Source organism: Roseateles sp. P5_E8 (genome assembly GCF_054177665.1).
This window is the reverse complement of record NZ_JBGCUM010000013.1, coordinates 21133-37194: the sequence shown is the minus strand read 5'-3', so window position 1 is coordinate 37194 and position 16062 is coordinate 21133. Positions and strand designations below refer to the sequence as shown.

General features: G+C 65.7%; 8 protein-coding genes. All 8 read right to left on the bottom strand.

The annotated features are described in order from the left end of the window. Nucleotides 1-66: 66 nt before the first annotated feature. A complete protein-coding gene (locus tag ACXRVZ_RS10155) occupies nucleotides 67-3291 on the bottom strand; it encodes a glycoside hydrolase family 2 TIM barrel-domain containing protein (protein WP_458232377.1) in 3225 nt (1074 codons plus the stop codon). Between the two features lie 17 nt (nucleotides 3292-3308). Further along, nucleotides 3309-4652: an MFS transporter gene (locus tag ACXRVZ_RS10150; protein ID WP_458232376.1), complete on the bottom strand. Its 1344-nt coding sequence runs from the start codon at nucleotides 4650-4652 to the stop codon at nucleotides 3309-3311. Between the two features lie 13 nt (nucleotides 4653-4665). Beyond that, complete coding sequence (locus ACXRVZ_RS10145; RefSeq protein WP_458232375.1) at nucleotides 4666-7023, bottom strand: beta-galactosidase; 2358 nt, start codon at nucleotides 7021-7023, stop codon at nucleotides 4666-4668. Nucleotides 7024-7151: 128 nt separating this feature from the next. Next, a complete protein-coding gene (locus ACXRVZ_RS10140; protein ID WP_457426335.1) occupies nucleotides 7152-8474 on the bottom strand; it encodes a BNR repeat-containing protein in 1323 nt (440 codons plus the stop codon). A 151-nt stretch (nucleotides 8475-8625) separates the two neighbouring features. Then, nucleotides 8626-11502 carry a TonB-dependent receptor gene (locus ACXRVZ_RS10135; protein WP_458232374.1) on the bottom strand — a complete coding sequence of 959 codons (2877 nt, stop codon included), beginning with the start codon at nucleotides 11500-11502 and terminating at the stop codon, nucleotides 8626-8628. Nucleotides 11503-12265: 763 nt separating this feature from the next. Beyond that, a complete protein-coding gene (locus ACXRVZ_RS10130; RefSeq protein WP_457426331.1) occupies nucleotides 12266-13468 on the bottom strand; it encodes a DUF4861 family protein in 1203 nt (400 codons plus the stop codon). Next, a complete protein-coding gene (locus ACXRVZ_RS10125; protein ID WP_457426329.1) occupies nucleotides 13468-14730 on the bottom strand; it encodes a DUF2264 domain-containing protein in 1263 nt (420 codons plus the stop codon). Before ACXRVZ_RS10125 ends, ACXRVZ_RS10130 begins: the two co-directional genes overlap by 1 nt. 20 nt (nucleotides 14731-14750) lie before the next feature. Further along, a complete protein-coding gene (locus ACXRVZ_RS10120) occupies nucleotides 14751-15890 on the bottom strand; it encodes a glycoside hydrolase family 88/105 protein (RefSeq protein WP_457426327.1) in 1140 nt (379 codons plus the stop codon). Nucleotides 15891-16062 lie beyond the last annotated feature (172 nt).

Sequence of the window (16062 nt, the reverse complement as noted above, 5' to 3'; positions counted from 1 at the left end):
CGAAGGCAGCGGCGAGGCTAGCTGGTCTCTTGGCCCACAACGAGCAAGCGGTTGAGCGAAGCCGTCCTATTGCGGCATCGTCGCCTGGGCGGGCAAGGCCTTCTCTGCCGTGCTGCCCTCGCCGTCGAACGGCCGAAGGCGGAAGGCGACGCGAACGGGTTCCAGCTTCGTCCGGTATTGCATATGCGGCTGGCCGACATGGCTCCAGGAGTTATCGCCACCCACGCCCCATTGCGCGCCGTCGATCAGCAGCGTGCCGTGCTCGCGCGGCACGATGTCGCTGCTCTTCCACGTGCCGGGCGGGCGGCGGTAGAGGTCGGTGTAGGGGAAGGCCAGCGCGTTGGCCGTGAATAGCTGCTTGCCCTCCACGCGCACGCCACGGCCGCCGCCAGAGACTTCGAGCCAGCGCACGTCGACCTTGTTGCCGGTGTCCTGCGGGCGCATGTAGTCGTGGTTCTGCTCGGCGATGGCGCCGCGCCACAGGCCGACGGCCGCGCCGGTCTTGCGGTCGACATAGCTCTCGTGCGGGCCGCGGCCATACCAGCCGACGGTCGCCAGTGTTTGCGGGATGTCGAACCACAGGCCGACGCGCACCGGCGGCGGCAGGTCGCTCTTGAGCGGGGTGAACAGCCCCGCCACATCGACGCTGCCGTCGCCGGCCATCGTGTACGTGGTGGCGAAACGGGCCGCGCCGGCGCCGAGGTGATGGTCGACCGTGACCTCCGCGCCGCCGCCAGGCAAGCGACGGCTCACGACCGAGCGGACCTGGCGTTCGCTGGTCATCAGCTTCCAGGGCGTTTGCTGGCGCACCGTGCCGGTCAGCGTGTCGTTGTCGGTCTCGGCGCGGAAGAAGTTCGGCCGGCCGCCGCTCAGCAGCGGCGCGCCGCTCTTGCCATAACTTGTCAACAGACCGGTCTTGCGGTCGAGCACCAGGGTCGTGCCTGCGGCGGACAGGGTCACGGCGTCTGCGCCCTCTGTCAGCTGGACTTCACCTTTGGCGAGCGGGCCGGATGCGAGCGCATGCGGCGCGATGGCGAACTGCTCCCATCCGACGACATAGCCCTCGGGCGTCAGCGGCACGGCACCCGCCTTCGCCTTGGCGCGCACAGTGACGAAGTACTCCGCGCCCTGCCTGCGCGGGAGGCCGGCCAGCGGCAGCTTCACCTTCTGCGTTTGCCGCGCTGCCGTCGACAGCGCCGCCAGCGACCCAGAGGCGACGGTCACGCCGTTCTCTTGCAGCGCCCACTCGAAGGCAAAGTCCGAGAGGTCGCGGAAGTCGTGGCGGTTGCGCACGGTCACGGTCGAAGTGACCGGATCGAAGGCCTCGAACTGGATCGGCGAGTAGACCTTCTGCACTTCGTAGACATGCGGGTTGGGCGTGCGGTCGGGCTGGATCAGGCCGTCGCCGAACTCGATGTCGCCGCCCGGATTCGGGCCGTACTCGCCGCCGTCGCCCCAGTAGCGCCGGCCGTCCTTGGTGGTGCGATACATGGACTGGTCGACCCAGTCCCAGATGAAGCCGCCCTGCAGCTTCTCGTACTTGTAGACCGTGTCCCAGTAGTCCTTGAAGTTGCCGCCCGAGTTGCCCTGCATGTGGGCGTACTCGCACTGGATCATGGGTTGGGTGCGAGTGGGGTCGGTGGCCCAGTCCACCATCTTCTCGATGTCGTCATACATCGGCGCGTAGATGTCGACGTAGGCATTGGGTTGGTGGTCCCAGTCCAGCGTGCCCCAGCCGAGATAAGAGATCAGGCGCGACGGGTCGCGCTGGCGCGCCTGCGCGGCGGCTTTCTCGAAGGTGGGGCCGATGCCGGCTTCGTTGCCCAGCGACCAGAAGATCACCGAGGGGTGGTTCTTGTCGCGCTCGACCATGTTCAGCACGCGGCTGACGTGCGCGGCCTCCCAGGCCGGGTCGAAGCCGAGTTGAATCTTCGGCCTCAGCTCTGGAAACCGGTGCCCATAGTCCATGTAGGCATGGCTCTCGATGTTAGCCTCGTCCATGACGTAGAGCCCGTACTCGTCCGCCAGCGCGTACCAGAGCTCCGCGTTCGGGTAGTGCGAGGTGCGCACCGCGTTGATGTTGTTGCGCTTCATCAGCTCGATGTCGCGGCGCATGGAGGCTTCCGACATGACGTGGAAGGTCTCGGGGTCGTGCTCGTGGCGGTTGACGCCGCGGATGACGATGGGCCGGCCGTTGACCATCACCAGGCCGCGCTTGATCTCGATCGTGCGAAAGCCGATGCGCTGCGGCGTCGCCTGGACGAGCCTGCCGTCGGCGTCGAGCAGCTCGACCAGCAGCGTGTAGAGGTTGGGCGTCTCGGCGGTCCACTGGCGAACGTTCGGCACGGGCACCGCCAGCGTCTCGGTCTTTGCCGCGCCAGCCGAGACCGTGGCTGCCTGGGTCGCGATCACCTTGTCGCCGTCCAGCAGCGTCATGCGCAGTTGCAGCGGCTGGGGTCGCTCGGTCAGCGCCACGTCGGTCGACAGCAGGCCGTGGCGGTAGTCCTTGTCGAGGCCGGCGTGGACGAAGAGATCGGTGAGCCGGGTCTTGGGTACCGCCTTCAAGTAAACCGAACGCTCGATGCCGGAGACGCGCCAGAAGTCCTGGTCCTCCAGGTAAGAGCCATCGGACCAGCGGTGGATCTGGATGGCGATGACGTTCTTCTGCGCGGGCTTCAGCAGCGCCGTGACGTCGAACTCGCTAGGCAGCTTGGAGTCCTCCGAGTAGCCCACCTCGGCGCCGTTCACCCACACCCGGTACGCGGAGCCGGCCGCGCCGATGTGCAGGATGACGTCCTGCCCCGACCAGTTCGCCGGCACCTCGACCGTGCGGCGGTAGGAGCCCACCGGGTTGGTGGTGTGCGGGATCAGCGGCCGGTTGGCCGGGTGCGGATAGGTGATGTTGTTGTAGCGGGCTTGGTCATAGCCCTCTGCCTGCCACATGGCGGGGACCTTGATGGTCTTCCAGGCGGAGACGTCATAGGCGGGCTTCTCGAAGCCATTGGGCACGTCGTCAGAGGACGGCGAGAAGCTGAACGACCAGGGGCCATCCATCGTCTGGTAGCGGACCGAGCGGGTCTTGTCGCCGGCCAGCGCTGCCGCACGGCTCTCGAACGGGAAGTGCGTGGCTGAGGCCGGCAGCTTGCCGCGTGCAAAGACGGCCGGGTTCTCCCAGTCGGGCCGCGAGGCGTCCACCTGCACGGGCTGCACCTGCGGTGCCTGAGCCTGCGCAGCGAAGGCCGCACCCATGAATAGCGCCACGCTCAGGCGGGCCGTCAGTCCTGCATGCACAAGCATCTCCTGGATTCTCAAAGCACGGTGATGTCTTTGTGCTGCGGCACCAGCGTCTTCATGATCGCCCACGCGACGAGGTAGGCCAGCGCGCAGATGGAGAACATGATCATGTAGCCCGTCGCCAGGTCGCCGCGCGCGCCGTAGGCGTCGAAGATCCAGCCGCCGAGCTTTGACACCGCCACGCCGCCCAGGCCGCCGGCCATGCCGCCGATGCCGACGACCGAGCCGATGGCGCGTTTGGGGAACATGTCCGACACGGTGGTGAACAGGTTGGCCGACCAGGCCTGATGGGCCGACGCGCCGATGCCGATCAGCAGCACGGGCAGCCAGTAGCTGGTGCCGCCGAGCGGCTGGGCCAGCAGCACCACCAGCGGGAAGAAGGCGATGACGAGCATGGCGCGCATGCGGCCGTCGTAGGGCTTGTAGCCGCGCTGCATGAAGTAGGTGGGGAACCAGCCGCCGCCGATGCTGCCGATCATGGTCATGCTGTAGAGCACCGTCAGCGGCAGCGCGAGGTCGGTCGTGCTCATGCCGTACTGGCTGGTGAGGTACTTGGGCAGCCAGAACAGGTAGAACCACCAGACGCCATCGGTCAGGAACTTGCCGGCGACAAAGGCCCAGGTCTGGCGATGCGCGAGCAGGCGGAACCACGGCACCTTGGCGCCTTCAACGGCAGGCTCGGTGGCCTCTCGGTCGCTGTTGATGTAGGCCAGCTCGGCGGCGCCAAGCCGGCGCTGCTGGGCGGGCGCGTCGTAGAAGCTGAGCCACAGCGCGACCCACAGGAAGCCGATGGCGCCGATGGCGATGAAGGCCATCTGCCAGCCCCAGGTGACAGCAATCCATGGCACGGTGAGTGGCGCCAGGATGGCGCCGACGTTGGCGCCCGAATTGAAGATGCCCGTCGCGAAGGAGCGCTCCTTCTTGGGGAAGTACTCAGCGGTCGCCTTGATGGCGGCGGGGAAGTTGCCCGCCTCGCCCAGGGCCAGCACCGCACGCGACACCATGAAGCCGATCACCGACACGGGCAGCCCGACGCCGAGCGCCACCAGGATGCCGCCAATGGGCACGGAGAAGGCATGCATCATGGCGCCGAGCGACCAGACGACAACCGCGATGGCGAAGGCCCGCTTGGTGCCGATGGCGTCGATGAAGCGGCCCGCGAACAGCATGGAGATCGCGTAGCCGAACTGGAAGACTGCTGTGATGTTGGCGTAGTCGGTGTTGGACCAGCCGAACTCCTTGGACAGCGACGGTGCCAGCAGGCTGAGCACCTGGCGGTCCAGGTAATTGACGGTGGTGGCGAAGAACAGCAGCGCGCAGATGGTCCACCTGTACTTGCCGATGACTTGTTGGTTCATGGTTGTCTCTTTCTTAATCTGCAACCAGATTGTCACCAACGAACACGCGGTAGCGGCGGATGCGGCCGGTGACGCTGTCCGGCCCTTGGCGTGGCGTGTAGCGCAGACCGGCGATGTCAGTGGGGCTGCCTAGATCGATGATGAGGCGCGGCGGGCCCGCGGGTTTGATGGCGCCGCTGTAGGCCGTGTGCCAGTAATCCGTCGCCTGGCCGTTGATCGCGTTCAACGCGCCGCCGTCTTCCTTGCGCGCTTCCTCGCTGCTGACGTAGGCGATGGTCCAGGCGGTCTGGTTCAGGGGCTTGCCCTGCGCGTCGAGCACCGCGAGTTCAGCGATAGCCGCACGGGGTTTGCCGTCGAAGGCATCGAGCACTTCGATGCAGAGCTGGCGGCCGCGTGCCGGCTCGTTGAAGCGCACATCCTGGGTCGCCGAGCCGCTGGCGAATTGGCCGGCGTGCACAGGCGTCAGCCCGGCCAGGCGCGGGCGGGCGGTGCTGGGCGGACGTGGGAGGTCGAGCTCGGGGCGCAGTTGGTCGAGAACGGGCGTCAGCTTGCCCTCGATGCGGTTGGCGCGCGGACCGGTCAAGTCCAGCACGACCACCTCGTTGCGGCCGGCCTTGATCCACGGCCCCGGCAGATACATCGTCTGCGTCGGGCCGACGCTCCAGTAGCGCCCCAGGCAGCGGCCGTTGATCCAGACGATGCCCTGGCCCCAGGTGGACATGTCGAGGAAGGTGTCGGCAGGGTTCGTCGCTTCAAAGCTGCCGCGCCAGAAGGCGGGGCCGGCGGCTTTCTTGGCTTGCCATTGCAGCGGCGGCAGGTCACCGTCGGCGCCGAAGTCGATAGCGCGTATCTCCCAGCCGGCGAGTTCCTGCGCCCCGCCCTTGGTGCGAAACAGCACCGGGCCTTGCAGGCCCTTGCGGTCGTGGACCTCCATGCCGAAGTTCACGCGGGCAATCGTGTAGAGCAGGATCTCGACGGTGGTGTCTCGTGTGCGCGCGGGGATGTTGACGCTGAAGCGACGGTGGCGCGTGTCCATCGTGCCGGCCAGGCGGCCACCGACGAAGACCCAGGCCAGGTCGCGCGCATTCGCGGCCTCCAGCTTGCCGGCAGGGCCGGCGGGCAGCGTGACGCGGTAGGCGACGAGGCCACGGCTGATGTCGTACTGCTCGATGTTGCGGGGCGACTCGGCAGCAATGGCCTGCGCGGGCAGGTTGGCAAACACTGGCGCCGTCTCGGTGAGGGCGAACGCGGGGATGGCCATCACCGGCAGCTTGGCCGGCGGGTCGGGCAACGCCTCGCCGGGTTTCAGATGCTTGGCCAGGCAATCGCGATAGGTGCGGAACTTGTCACCGATCCACCCAGCCTCGCCGATGGGCGCGTCGTAGTCGTAGCTGCTCGTGTCCGGGCGGAACGGTCGGTCGCAGCCGCCCCACAGGCCGAACGTGGTGCCGCCGTGGGCCATGTAGAGGCTGAACGAGCCATTGGCCTTCAGCATCGCGTCGATGTCCTGGATGGCGCGGGCGTTGTCGCCGCGCTTGTGCGGCGAGCCCCAGGTGTCGAACCAGCCGGAGTAGTACTCGCCGCACATCAGCGGCCCCTTCTGCAATGCGGCCAGGGCCTTGAAGCCGGTGGCCGGGTCGCTGCCGAAGTTGGCCACCGTGAACAGCTCCGGGATGTGCGTCTTGCCGACCGCGTTGGTCGGGTTGCACTGGAACAGCGGCACGTCGAAGCCGCCGTCCAGCACCGCCTGGCGCATGACGCGCATGTAGTCCTTGTCCTCGCTGAGGAAGCCGTATTCGTTCTCCACCTGCACCATCAGGATGGGCCCGCCACGGCTGACCTGCTGATCGCCGAGCACGCGGCCAACCTCCTTCATCCAGCGCCGCACCGGCTGCACGAAGGCGTCGTCGCGGCTGCGCAGGAAGGCGTCGCCCGGAGTCTTCAGCAGCCACCACGGCAGGCCGCCCATCTCCCATTCGGCGCAGGCATAAGGCCCCGGGCGCAGGATGACCCACAGCCCTTCGGCCTGCGCCTGGCGGCAGAACTCCGCCGCGTCGCGCTGGCCCTGCCACTGGTACTGGCCTTCGCGCCATTCGTGATAGTTCCAGAACAGGTAGGCGCACACCGTGTTCATGCCCATGGACTTGATGGCCTGGAGGCGGTGGCGCCAGTACTCGCGCGGCACGCGTGCGAAGTGCATCTCGCCGCAGCGGATCTGCAGCGGCTGGCCGTCGAGCAGGAAGTCGCTCTCGCCGATGGCAAAGCGCGCAGTCGTCGAGCTGGCCGCGCTGGCCGCAGGCGCATTCAGCGCGAGCGCAGCGCCTGTGGCAGCGGCTCCGAGGAGTCGGCGGCGAGGGAGGAGAACGGTCATGGGCGGTCCAGGTTTGGCAGCGCATTTGAGCGCCGGCGGCAGGCTTGTTTTCTTCTCGCCTGAATCACTCACAGGCTTGAGCAAAAGACCCTGCCTCGAGTTTCGAGGCAGGGTGAAAGGCCGGCCCTTCAGCGCGGCCCGGAGACTTCAGTCCACTGCAGCACGCGCACCTTGCTGGGTGGCACGTTCGCGGCACCCTCGCCGTCCACCTGCTGCACGGCTTGCAGGAACAGATTCAATTCACCCTTCGTGCGCCACAACTCCGTGTCGAAGCTGGGTTCCCAGGCGCCGACCGCATCGGCCGTCAGGTCGCGAACAGTCCAGCGCCCGGCGCTGAAGTCGGTGATGCTGGCGACCGACACCTTGCTGCCACGCTCTTCGTCCCGGAACACCAGCAGCGCCGTGGGCTGGCGGCCTGCCAAGCTGACCATGATCTGCGGCCGCGACACGGGAATCGCCTTGGTGCCCACGCCGCTCAGCGAGAACGGCGTGCGGCGGAAGCCAAGCTCCATCTCCTTCCACGCACCGCTGCTGCGGTAGACGACCTGGTACTGCGGCACCGTGCTGCCCGCGCGCCGCCAGTAGCTGGCGATGTAGGGCTGGCCGTCCTTGTCGGCCGACATGGACGTCTGGTTGATCAGCTCGCTGTTCTGCGGGATGCGCGCGGCGTACTCGGCGCTGGCGGCCGTGATGGGCAACGTGTAGGAGCGGCCTGCAGAGGTCTCCCAGGTGCGACCGCTGTCGCGCGAGCGGGCGTAGGCCATGTCGTGGTTGCTGGCCACGTCTGGCGATTCGCGCCAGACCCACGACACATGCAGCGTGCCCTGGTGGTCGAGGAAGGCCTGCCAGTAGGCATTGCGCCGCCCTTCCCCGCTGATCAGGTTGCTGTGCAGCCGCGTCCACGTTTGAGTCGCCACGTCATAGCGGTTGATGACCAGATTGCCTCGGCCCGAGCCGCCGTCCCGGTAGAAGAACAGCAGGCCGCCGTCCGGTTGGCGGTGGAACTCGGGATAGGAGACGGAGCCCTCGTCCTGCCCCGTCATCGGCGTCTTCTCGGTCAGCTCCAGCGCGCCGGGGCGCACGCTGCGGGCGTAACGCAAGGCGTTGTTGTGGTGGTCCCAGGCGACATGCAGCGTGCCTGCGCCGTCGACCATGATGCTGATGCTGTTGTGGGCATCCAGCGCGTTGCCCTTGTAGGGCGTGGTCTTCAGCGTCCAGGCATCGCTGCCCAGTTGGCGCTTGCCCAGGACGACGTTTGCATCCTTGTCGTAGAAGGCGATGTACTGCTGGTCGCCATGCGTGACGAGGGAGTTCTTGCGGAACACCACGGCGTTGACGGAGTTGCGCGCCCAGCCGTCGCCGACGTCCGAGATGCGCACGACATCGCCTGGCGGCGCGGCCGCACAACCAGCGACCAGCGCCGCGATCAATAGAACTGCTGCTGTCTTCATGTCCGCATTCTTGCGGGCCGAGCGCCGGGCCGCTCCCAAGCCGGCCCGCCTTGGCGATGTGCGTGCGGCTCAATGCCGCACGCATCGCCGTCCCCTCGGGGGACCGGTTGGGCACGCCCGCGTTCAGCGGTGCGAGACCGGACGAGGGGCATCAAAACTTGCCGCGCAGGCCGATCTTGAAGGTGCGTCCGTCGTACTTCGCGTAGTCCATGCGGGTCTTGTCGCCCAGGCCGTACTGGCCGGTGGCGTCTTCGAAGTAGTCGTAGGCCAGCGTGTTGGACAGGTTCAGCGCATCCAGCCGGATCTCCAGCGAATCGTTGATCTTGTAGCTGACGTTGGCATCGAGGTAGCCACGGCCGGCGCGCCAGCGGATCAGGTCATCACCGTTGTTCTTCGGGTTGTCGCCGTGCAGGGAGCGGCCCTTGTAGTTGTACGAAGTGCGGAAGGCGAACGGGCCGTTCTCGTAATAGAGAGTGGCGCTGTAGGCGTACTTCGGCACCGAGTTCACTTCGATGGTGCTACCCCCGTTGGTAACCCACTGCTGGCTGTTGAACGGGTTGATGTGCGTATAGCTCGCGAGTGCGCCGAAGCCCTTGAAAGGATCGGGCAGGAACTTGAAGTCCTGCTGCCAGGCCAGCTCAAAGCCCTTGAGCGTCTGCTTGCCGGCGTTGCTGAAGGAGCGCAGCTTCATCTGCAGATTGGGGTCGATGTGGCCGCTGTTGGGGGCGTCGTAGAAGATTGCGCCCAGCGCGGTGTCCGGCAGACCCAGGGCGCCGAAGGTGGTCGTCGTTTCGCTGGACACCGTGGCGTTGGTGAGCTCTTTCCTGAAGAGGGCCACCGACAGCATGCTGCCCTTCTGGAAGTACCACTCCAGGCTGGTGTCCAGGTTCTTGGACTGCTGCGGCAACAGGTTAGGGTTGCCGGTGGTCGCGGTGTTGTCGAAGGGATTGGGAATGACCGTCTGGGCGGCAATGATGGACAGCGACGCACGGCTGAGGGTCTTGCCCCAGGAGGCGCGCCAGACCAGATCGTCGGTCAGGTCCAGCGCCGAGCTGAAGGCCGGCAGCACGTTGGTGTACTTGCCCTTCTCCTGGTTCGGCTGGTAGGTCAGGCTGGCGCCCTTTTGCTTGTAGTTGTCGATCAGCGTCTCGGTGCGCGAGAAGCGCACGCCGGCGTTCAGGCGCAGTTCCTTGCCGAAGACCTCGCCCTTGAAGTCGGATTGGACGAAGGCGGTGGAGACGGTTTCTTCCGCCTTGAAGCTTTGCGCCGGCGTAAAGGTGGCCTCCGAGTTGAGGGCCAGCGGGTCGAAGGTCGAGTAGGTGTAGCCGCGAGTAAAGGTGCCCCAGGCATGCGGCCAGCCGGCGCCCATGTCGAGGTTGCCGATGGGCAGATCGGAGGTCATGCCCGAACGCAGGCCCGCCGTGCCCAGCGTGTTGAGCTTGGCAGTGGCAGCGGACGTGCCGTTGCGCTTGTTGATGTCCTTGGAGGTCTCGGCCCACACCAGGCCGGCCTTCAGGTGGCCGGTCCAGTCGCCCGCCAGTGCGTAGTCCCAGTCGGCCACGACGCGGCCCTGCTTGCCCTTGTCCGTCTCGCGGGTCCAGCCGGTGCCGATGCCGAAGCCCTGGAAGTTGGCCGGATCGGTGTAGCTGACCGGCGAGGACATCGACGGGTAGACGTGGTCGCTGCCGTAGTCGATGGTGGAGTCGATGCCGAAGATCTGGCCGGACAGCGTGTCCTGGTAGCTCAGCGCCTTGCTGCTGTTGCTGCTCAATTGGCCGGTCAGCACGAGCTTGTCGCTCACGGTCCAGCGGGCGTTGGCGGCAACGTAGCCGAACTTGGTTTCGTCCTCGCTGTAGGTCACGCCGCTGCTGTAGGAGGTGTTGCCGAAGGTGCCGGTCAGCAGGTTCGAGCCAGGGTCGATCTTGACGTTGAGCGGGATGAAGCCGTTGTTGCCGGCCTGGCCTGCGGGCTTGGTGCGATCAGTGGTGCGGCTGTTGCGCACCAGGATGCCGAAGTACATCTCGTCGCGCGTGTTCTTCAGCTTGGAGTAGAGGGTGTCCAGGCTGACGTCCAGCGTCGGTGTCTTGTATTGCAGGGACGACACCAGGCCGTCGCGGCTGCGGTCGTTGGACGAGCCGTAGAAGCGGTAAATGCGCGGCAGCAGCGCGTTCTCCACCTGGGCGCGGGTGTAGGTGCCGAGGTTGGCGCGAGGACTGTCGAAGTCCAGCGCCACGGCGAAGTTGCCCTTGGCGGCGGGAAGAATGCTGCCGCGTGCCGAACTGTTGTAGCCGCCGGTCGCCTCGAAGCCGGAGCGGTTGTTAACGCTGGAGGAATGCGACACGCCAGCCAGGAAACCCAGCGGACCCCAGGTGTTGGAGTACAGCGCGAAGCCCATCGGGTCCGTCTTGCCGGACGTGGTGTTGTGTGACGCGGTGAGGCCGTAGCGGATGGTCTGCTTTGGGTTGTCGAAGGGACGCGGGGTCTGCAGGTCCACCACGCCGCCCATGCCGCCCTCGCTCAGTTCGGCCAGCGGCGTCTTGTAGAAGTCCACGCGGCCAAACAGTTCGGACGCGAACACGTCGTAGTTGAAGCCGCGCGCCGCGCTGCCAATGGTGGCGGTGGACGTGGCGTTCACCAGCGCGCCGTTCAGCGTGGTGACGGAGTACTCGGTCGGCAGGCCGCGGATGGAGATGCGCTGGCCCTCGCCCGAGCTCTCGTCGCGGTTCAGGATGACGCCCGGCACGCGCTGCAGGGACTCGGCCACATTGGCCTCGGGGAACTTGCCGATGTCCTCGGCGACGATGGAATCGCGCACGCCGATGGCCTGCTGCTTCAGCACCATCGATTTCTCGAGGCTGGAGCGGAAGCCGGTGACGACCACCGTCGAGAGCTGGTTGGTGTCGGGCTTGGCGGCACTGTCCGCAGCGGGCTGGGCCGGCGCGGGCGCCGGGGCCGCCTGAGCCAGCACCTGGCCATAGGCGGCGGCAAGCGCCATCGAAATTGCCGAAAGAATCAGTTTCTGTTTCATTGTCTCTGCTCCATATGCCCCGAGAGGCTTTCGCCACCATGACGGCGCTTGAGTCAACGCCATGGCCGTCCGTTATCGTTATGTGCGAACCGGGAAATTCTTCCCCGCTCTGCAGAATTTTGGCGACACCGTCGACCTTATGTCAACGTTACCACCTCCATTTAAAAAAGCCCGTATCTCCTTGAACACACACTTGAATTTCAACCGCGGCAGATCGATTTCTGCGTCATGCTCCGCACTCATTCGGGGCACCAGCATATCGGGATGTCTCGCCACCGCCGGCCGTCACTGAATATCATTCATACAAACACCGACGCATCAATATCAGCGCGAAATGCCTGTATGGTAACGTTGTCTCATTGCGCCGAAAAAATCGACTCGATGCGGCTGTCTCTCCTGCACGGTCCAGCTTCGCTGGACGGCCAGAAGTTCGGTACAACCGCCCGAAACCACCTCTATCGCTGCATGGTAACGTTGCCTCATTGCGGCAAGATTGGCGTTTACCCGGGTCATGTGTCGCCTCTCCGCATCGTTGCGCCCTCCCCTCGCAGCTTGAACCTGTTGGCCGCGAAGCCGAGGCTGCGAGTGCTGAGCCTCGATGTCAACAACTACAGCTTAATGTCGATCCCCAGCAATTTGGTATGAATAAGAGGGCTGGAGATATAGCGAATTCGTAAGGCGCGTCGCGCCACCACTTGAAATACCGCGCGCTGTCACACCGCCCATTTTCGAGCGATGTTCCGGGCGCTGTAGATCGCCTGCTCTATTCCACATCTATCTGAATACTGATCGGCGCGGCGACGCGCTTGCGATAAGCCTCCACATACGCTTGCCAGGCCTGCGCTGTTGTAAATTCACCGGACCAGTTCGCGCCTGCCCCGAGGTAGTAACGCAGCGGCTGCGCCGGCTTGGCCTTGACGAGGATCAGCTCGTTGTCGGCGTCGGCCGCATAGCCGTCCGCACCGGGAAGAATGATGGCGGTGCCGAAATCACCGGCGCTGCGCTGGCGCACCCACTGCATCAACGTCGCCGGCGCTCGATAGGTGGTGACCACCGGCGCCTGCTCGGCGTAGGCGGGCTTCTTGTTCAGGCCGAGAGCGACGGTGAGCGTCTGCTGGCCGGGCGCGCTGAACGTGCTCTCCACCGTGTCGAAGTAGTGCCCTGCGTCGACGGTGAAGCGTTTCACTTCGGCGACTTGAACGCCGTCTGCGTCCCAGCTGTCATAGGTCAGCTCGAACACCGCCCGGACCGGGCCGTTGGCGATGACGCGCCAGCCTGAATAGTTGCGGCTGACGGCCAGGCGGCTGCCGTTCCAGATGCCGGTGCCGCCCGCACCGCGCGTGCGGCCGACGGCGTACATGTCCAGCCCCTCGCCCTCGTCCTTGTGATAGTGGTCGTGGCCCTTGTTGTACCAACGGTCGACGATGAGGTAGGCCGGGCGCTTGAACCAGATGTCGACGCCGCTGGTCACCAGCACTTCCTTGTCGCTGCCGGGTGGCGCCGGTGCTGCCAGCGCCTGGCCGTAGGTCCGGTGGCCGATCTTGTCGTTTTCCCACGCGAAGTCGTCAAGGCGCTCCGGCACATAGCGGGCAAAGGCCTTGACCGGGAACGGCGGCGCGACGGTCCTGGTCTTCTCGACGGTGAAGCGGGCACTGCGCTCACCGGCTGCAAAGTCGTGCTGGAAGATCAGCTCGCCGTAGGCGAGGCCCTCGCCCTTGGGATCCCGCGCCAGCGGCGCCACGTTGGTCACCTGGTAGGGCAGGACCCGGCCACTGGCGTCGCGCACCGCGAGCTGCTGCAGCAGCGCCCCGGGCAGGCGGCGGTTGACCTCGGACCAGGGGATGGTGATGGTCTCGGCCGGCCGCGCCGCATCGAGGTCGTGCCGGACCGTGACGAGCATGCGCTCAGCCGCGGCGGCGCCCATTGCAAGCTGAGCCAGCCAGGCGGCGAGGATCAGTCGCTTCATCAATAGCTCACTGCGTAGTCTTTGAGGAAGCGGTTGCTGCTGAACGCCTTCTTCTGGGTCCAGTCCTGCGCCGGTGCGGTCCAGTACGAGTCGCTGGCGGGCAGGCCCAACGCGAGCAGGCCAGCGGCGGCGATGTACATGCTGCCGTTGTTCGAGTACCAGTCGCCAAGCTCGGGTTGATGACCGCGGAAACCGATGGTCAGGAAGCCGTCCTTGGTGAAGTTGCCCGGCCCGTCCCAGATGGCGACGTGCGCGGCGTGCAGGGCCGAACGCACCTGGCCCTCGGGCAGCGATGCGGGCAGTTGCTTGCGCCAGGCCAGCAAGGCCAGCGGCTGGAACACCGCCGTGCGGTAGGTGAGCGAGCGGCCAATGGGCGGGTAGCTGCCTTGCGGGCCGACGAAGCGCTCCAGGTGTTCGCAATAGCGCTGCGCACGCTTGGTGGCCTGCTCCAGCAGATCCTCGGGCTTGGCGTTCCAGAACGGCCCTTTCCTTGCCACCAACACATCGAGGATCTCGATCAGCATCGGGTACATGACATAGGAGCAGTAGTAGTCGAAGTGGAAGTCCTGGCCATCCTTGATCCAGCCGTCGCCAACGTACCACTCGTTGATCTTGCGGATCGCGCCATTCATGCGCATGGGGTCGGACTCTTCGCCGATGGACAGCAGCCAGGCTTCGTTCATCGCCGCGAACAGCAGCCAGTTGATGTAGGGCACCTCGATGCGGCGCAGGCCCTTGATCTCGGCCACGATGCGCGCTTTCGTGGCGGCGTCCAGCGGCTCCCACAACACCTTGGGCGCACGCATCAGCGCATTGGTGAAGTAGGCGGAATCGACCAGCGCCTGGCCGTGCCCTTTCCAGGTCAGGTAGTCGGGATTCCTGGGGTCGACCGAGTTGGCGTAGCTTTGCAGCGCCTGCTGTTGCAGGCGGCCGCGCAGCCGCCCCTCGGCGCTGTCGTCCGCCGGCAGCGCAAGCCAGGGCGCAATGCCCGACATCAGGCGGCCAAAGCATTCGAGGTAGGCGACCGCGGGGTCACGGCCATCCCAGGTCGGGCTGAGCTCGAGCACGAACCGCTTCTTCAGCTCGCCCCTGGACATGGGCTCCAGCACCGGCTCTGCCATCTGACGCAGCAGATTGAGCATGTAGGCGCGGTCCTGGCCGGGCGAGTTCGTCGCCGTGGCGCCGCCCGCCTGGCCTGCCACCAGCAAACCGGCCATGGACGGCCCGAAGGACGCTGCGCGAATGAAATTGCGACGTTCCATCTTGTCTCCTTGCCGCGTGTTTATTTTTCGAGCAGCCGGACCATTTCGGCCCCCGCGAGCAGGAAGGCGCCGACGCCGAAATTCGCCGTCGAGTTCTGGTCCACCACCTGCCCCGGTATCGCGCGGTCACCGATGGGCTGAACATAGCCCAGCTTGCCGTCCGCGTGCATCGCGACCGTCGTCAGGTAGTGCCAGCCGCGCTGGGCCGCCGGCAGGTAGCGGTCGCGCGGCAGCAGGCCATTGTTGATGCCCCACAAAAGGCCATAGGTGAAGAACGCGGTGCCACTGGTCTCCGGGCCGGGCGCATGGGCCGGGTCGATCAGGCTGCGCGTCCAGTAACCCTCGGGCTGCTGCACCGGCAGCAGCGCGGCAGCCATGGCCTGTAGGCGCTCGACGTACTCAGCGCGATGCGGGTCGTCCTGCGGCAGCTCCGACAGCACCCTGGCCAGGGCAGCAAATGCCCAGCCGTTGCCGCGCGCCCAGAAATCCATTTTCCCGTTGACGCTCTTGTGCTGGGGATAAACGTATCTGGCGTCTCGGTAGTAAAGATTCGCCTCCGGCGAAAACATGATGCTGTTGGTATGGCTGTAATACTCGTACAGCTTGTCAAGATACTGGCGATTGCCGGTGGCCTTGTACATCTTGGTCATGACTGGCATGACCATGTACAGCCCGTCCACCCACCACCAATAATCCTTGTTGGCGGTGCTCATCTGATATTCCATCACCTCCCGGGCACGGGCTATTTTGCGCGGGTCCTTGTCGAGCTGGTAGAGGTCGGCGTAGACCTGAAAGCAGATCTGCCAGTCGCCGAACAGCACGTGCTCTTCGGTCTCGCCGTAGGTGTATTTCCAGCTCGCCTTGTCCTTGCCCTTGGCGCCCATCCACTGGTTGTGCTCGGCCCAGGCTTCGGAGTAGCGGCGATAGCGTTCATTGCCTGTCACCCGGTAGGCTTCGATATTGCCCGTGTGGTAGGCGGCAACATTCCAGAACGGGCTTTCCTCGGCGGGCGTGCGCGCCTCCCAGTAGCCGTTGACCTTGTCGATCGCCGCAATGACTTCACTGCGGCCGGGTCCGGTGGCGGGCGTCACACTTGCGCATCCGCCAAGCGCAAGGCCCAGCGTGAACACCAGGCAGGTCAAGTATTGATTCAGTTTCATCGTTTGCATCGGTTGAACGCGTGGGACCCAGCCCACGCCACTGACATTCATGCGTGCAAGCCCTGCCGCTGGCACCGACTGGCGCCTTGACAGGGCCCGGCCAGCGAGCGCCGCAAGGCCTCCTCACCATCAGTATGGTTACGTTAGCATATCAACAGATGGCCGCAAAGCT

Coding starts and splice junctions, on each gene's coding strand:
- ACXRVZ_RS10150 (WP_458232376.1), bottom strand. CDS start 4,652: ATGAACCAACAAGTCATCGGCAAGTACAGGTGGACCATCTGCGCGCTG.
- ACXRVZ_RS10145 (WP_458232375.1), bottom strand. CDS start 7,023: ATGACCGTTCTCCTCCCTCGCCGCCGACTCCTCGGAGCCGCTGCCACA.
- ACXRVZ_RS10140 (WP_457426335.1), bottom strand. CDS start 8,474: ATGAAGACAGCAGCAGTTCTATTGATCGCGGCGCTGGTCGCTGGTTGT.
- ACXRVZ_RS10135 (WP_458232374.1), bottom strand. CDS start 11,502: ATGAAACAGAAACTGATTCTTTCGGCAATTTCGATGGCGCTTGCCGCC.
- ACXRVZ_RS10130 (WP_457426331.1), bottom strand. CDS start 13,468: ATGAAGCGACTGATCCTCGCCGCCTGGCTGGCTCAGCTTGCAATGGGC.
- ACXRVZ_RS10125 (WP_457426329.1), bottom strand. CDS start 14,730: ATGGAACGTCGCAATTTCATTCGCGCAGCGTCCTTCGGGCCGTCCATG.
- ACXRVZ_RS10120 (WP_457426327.1), bottom strand. CDS start 15,890: ATGAAACTGAATCAATACTTGACCTGCCTGGTGTTCACGCTGGGCCTT.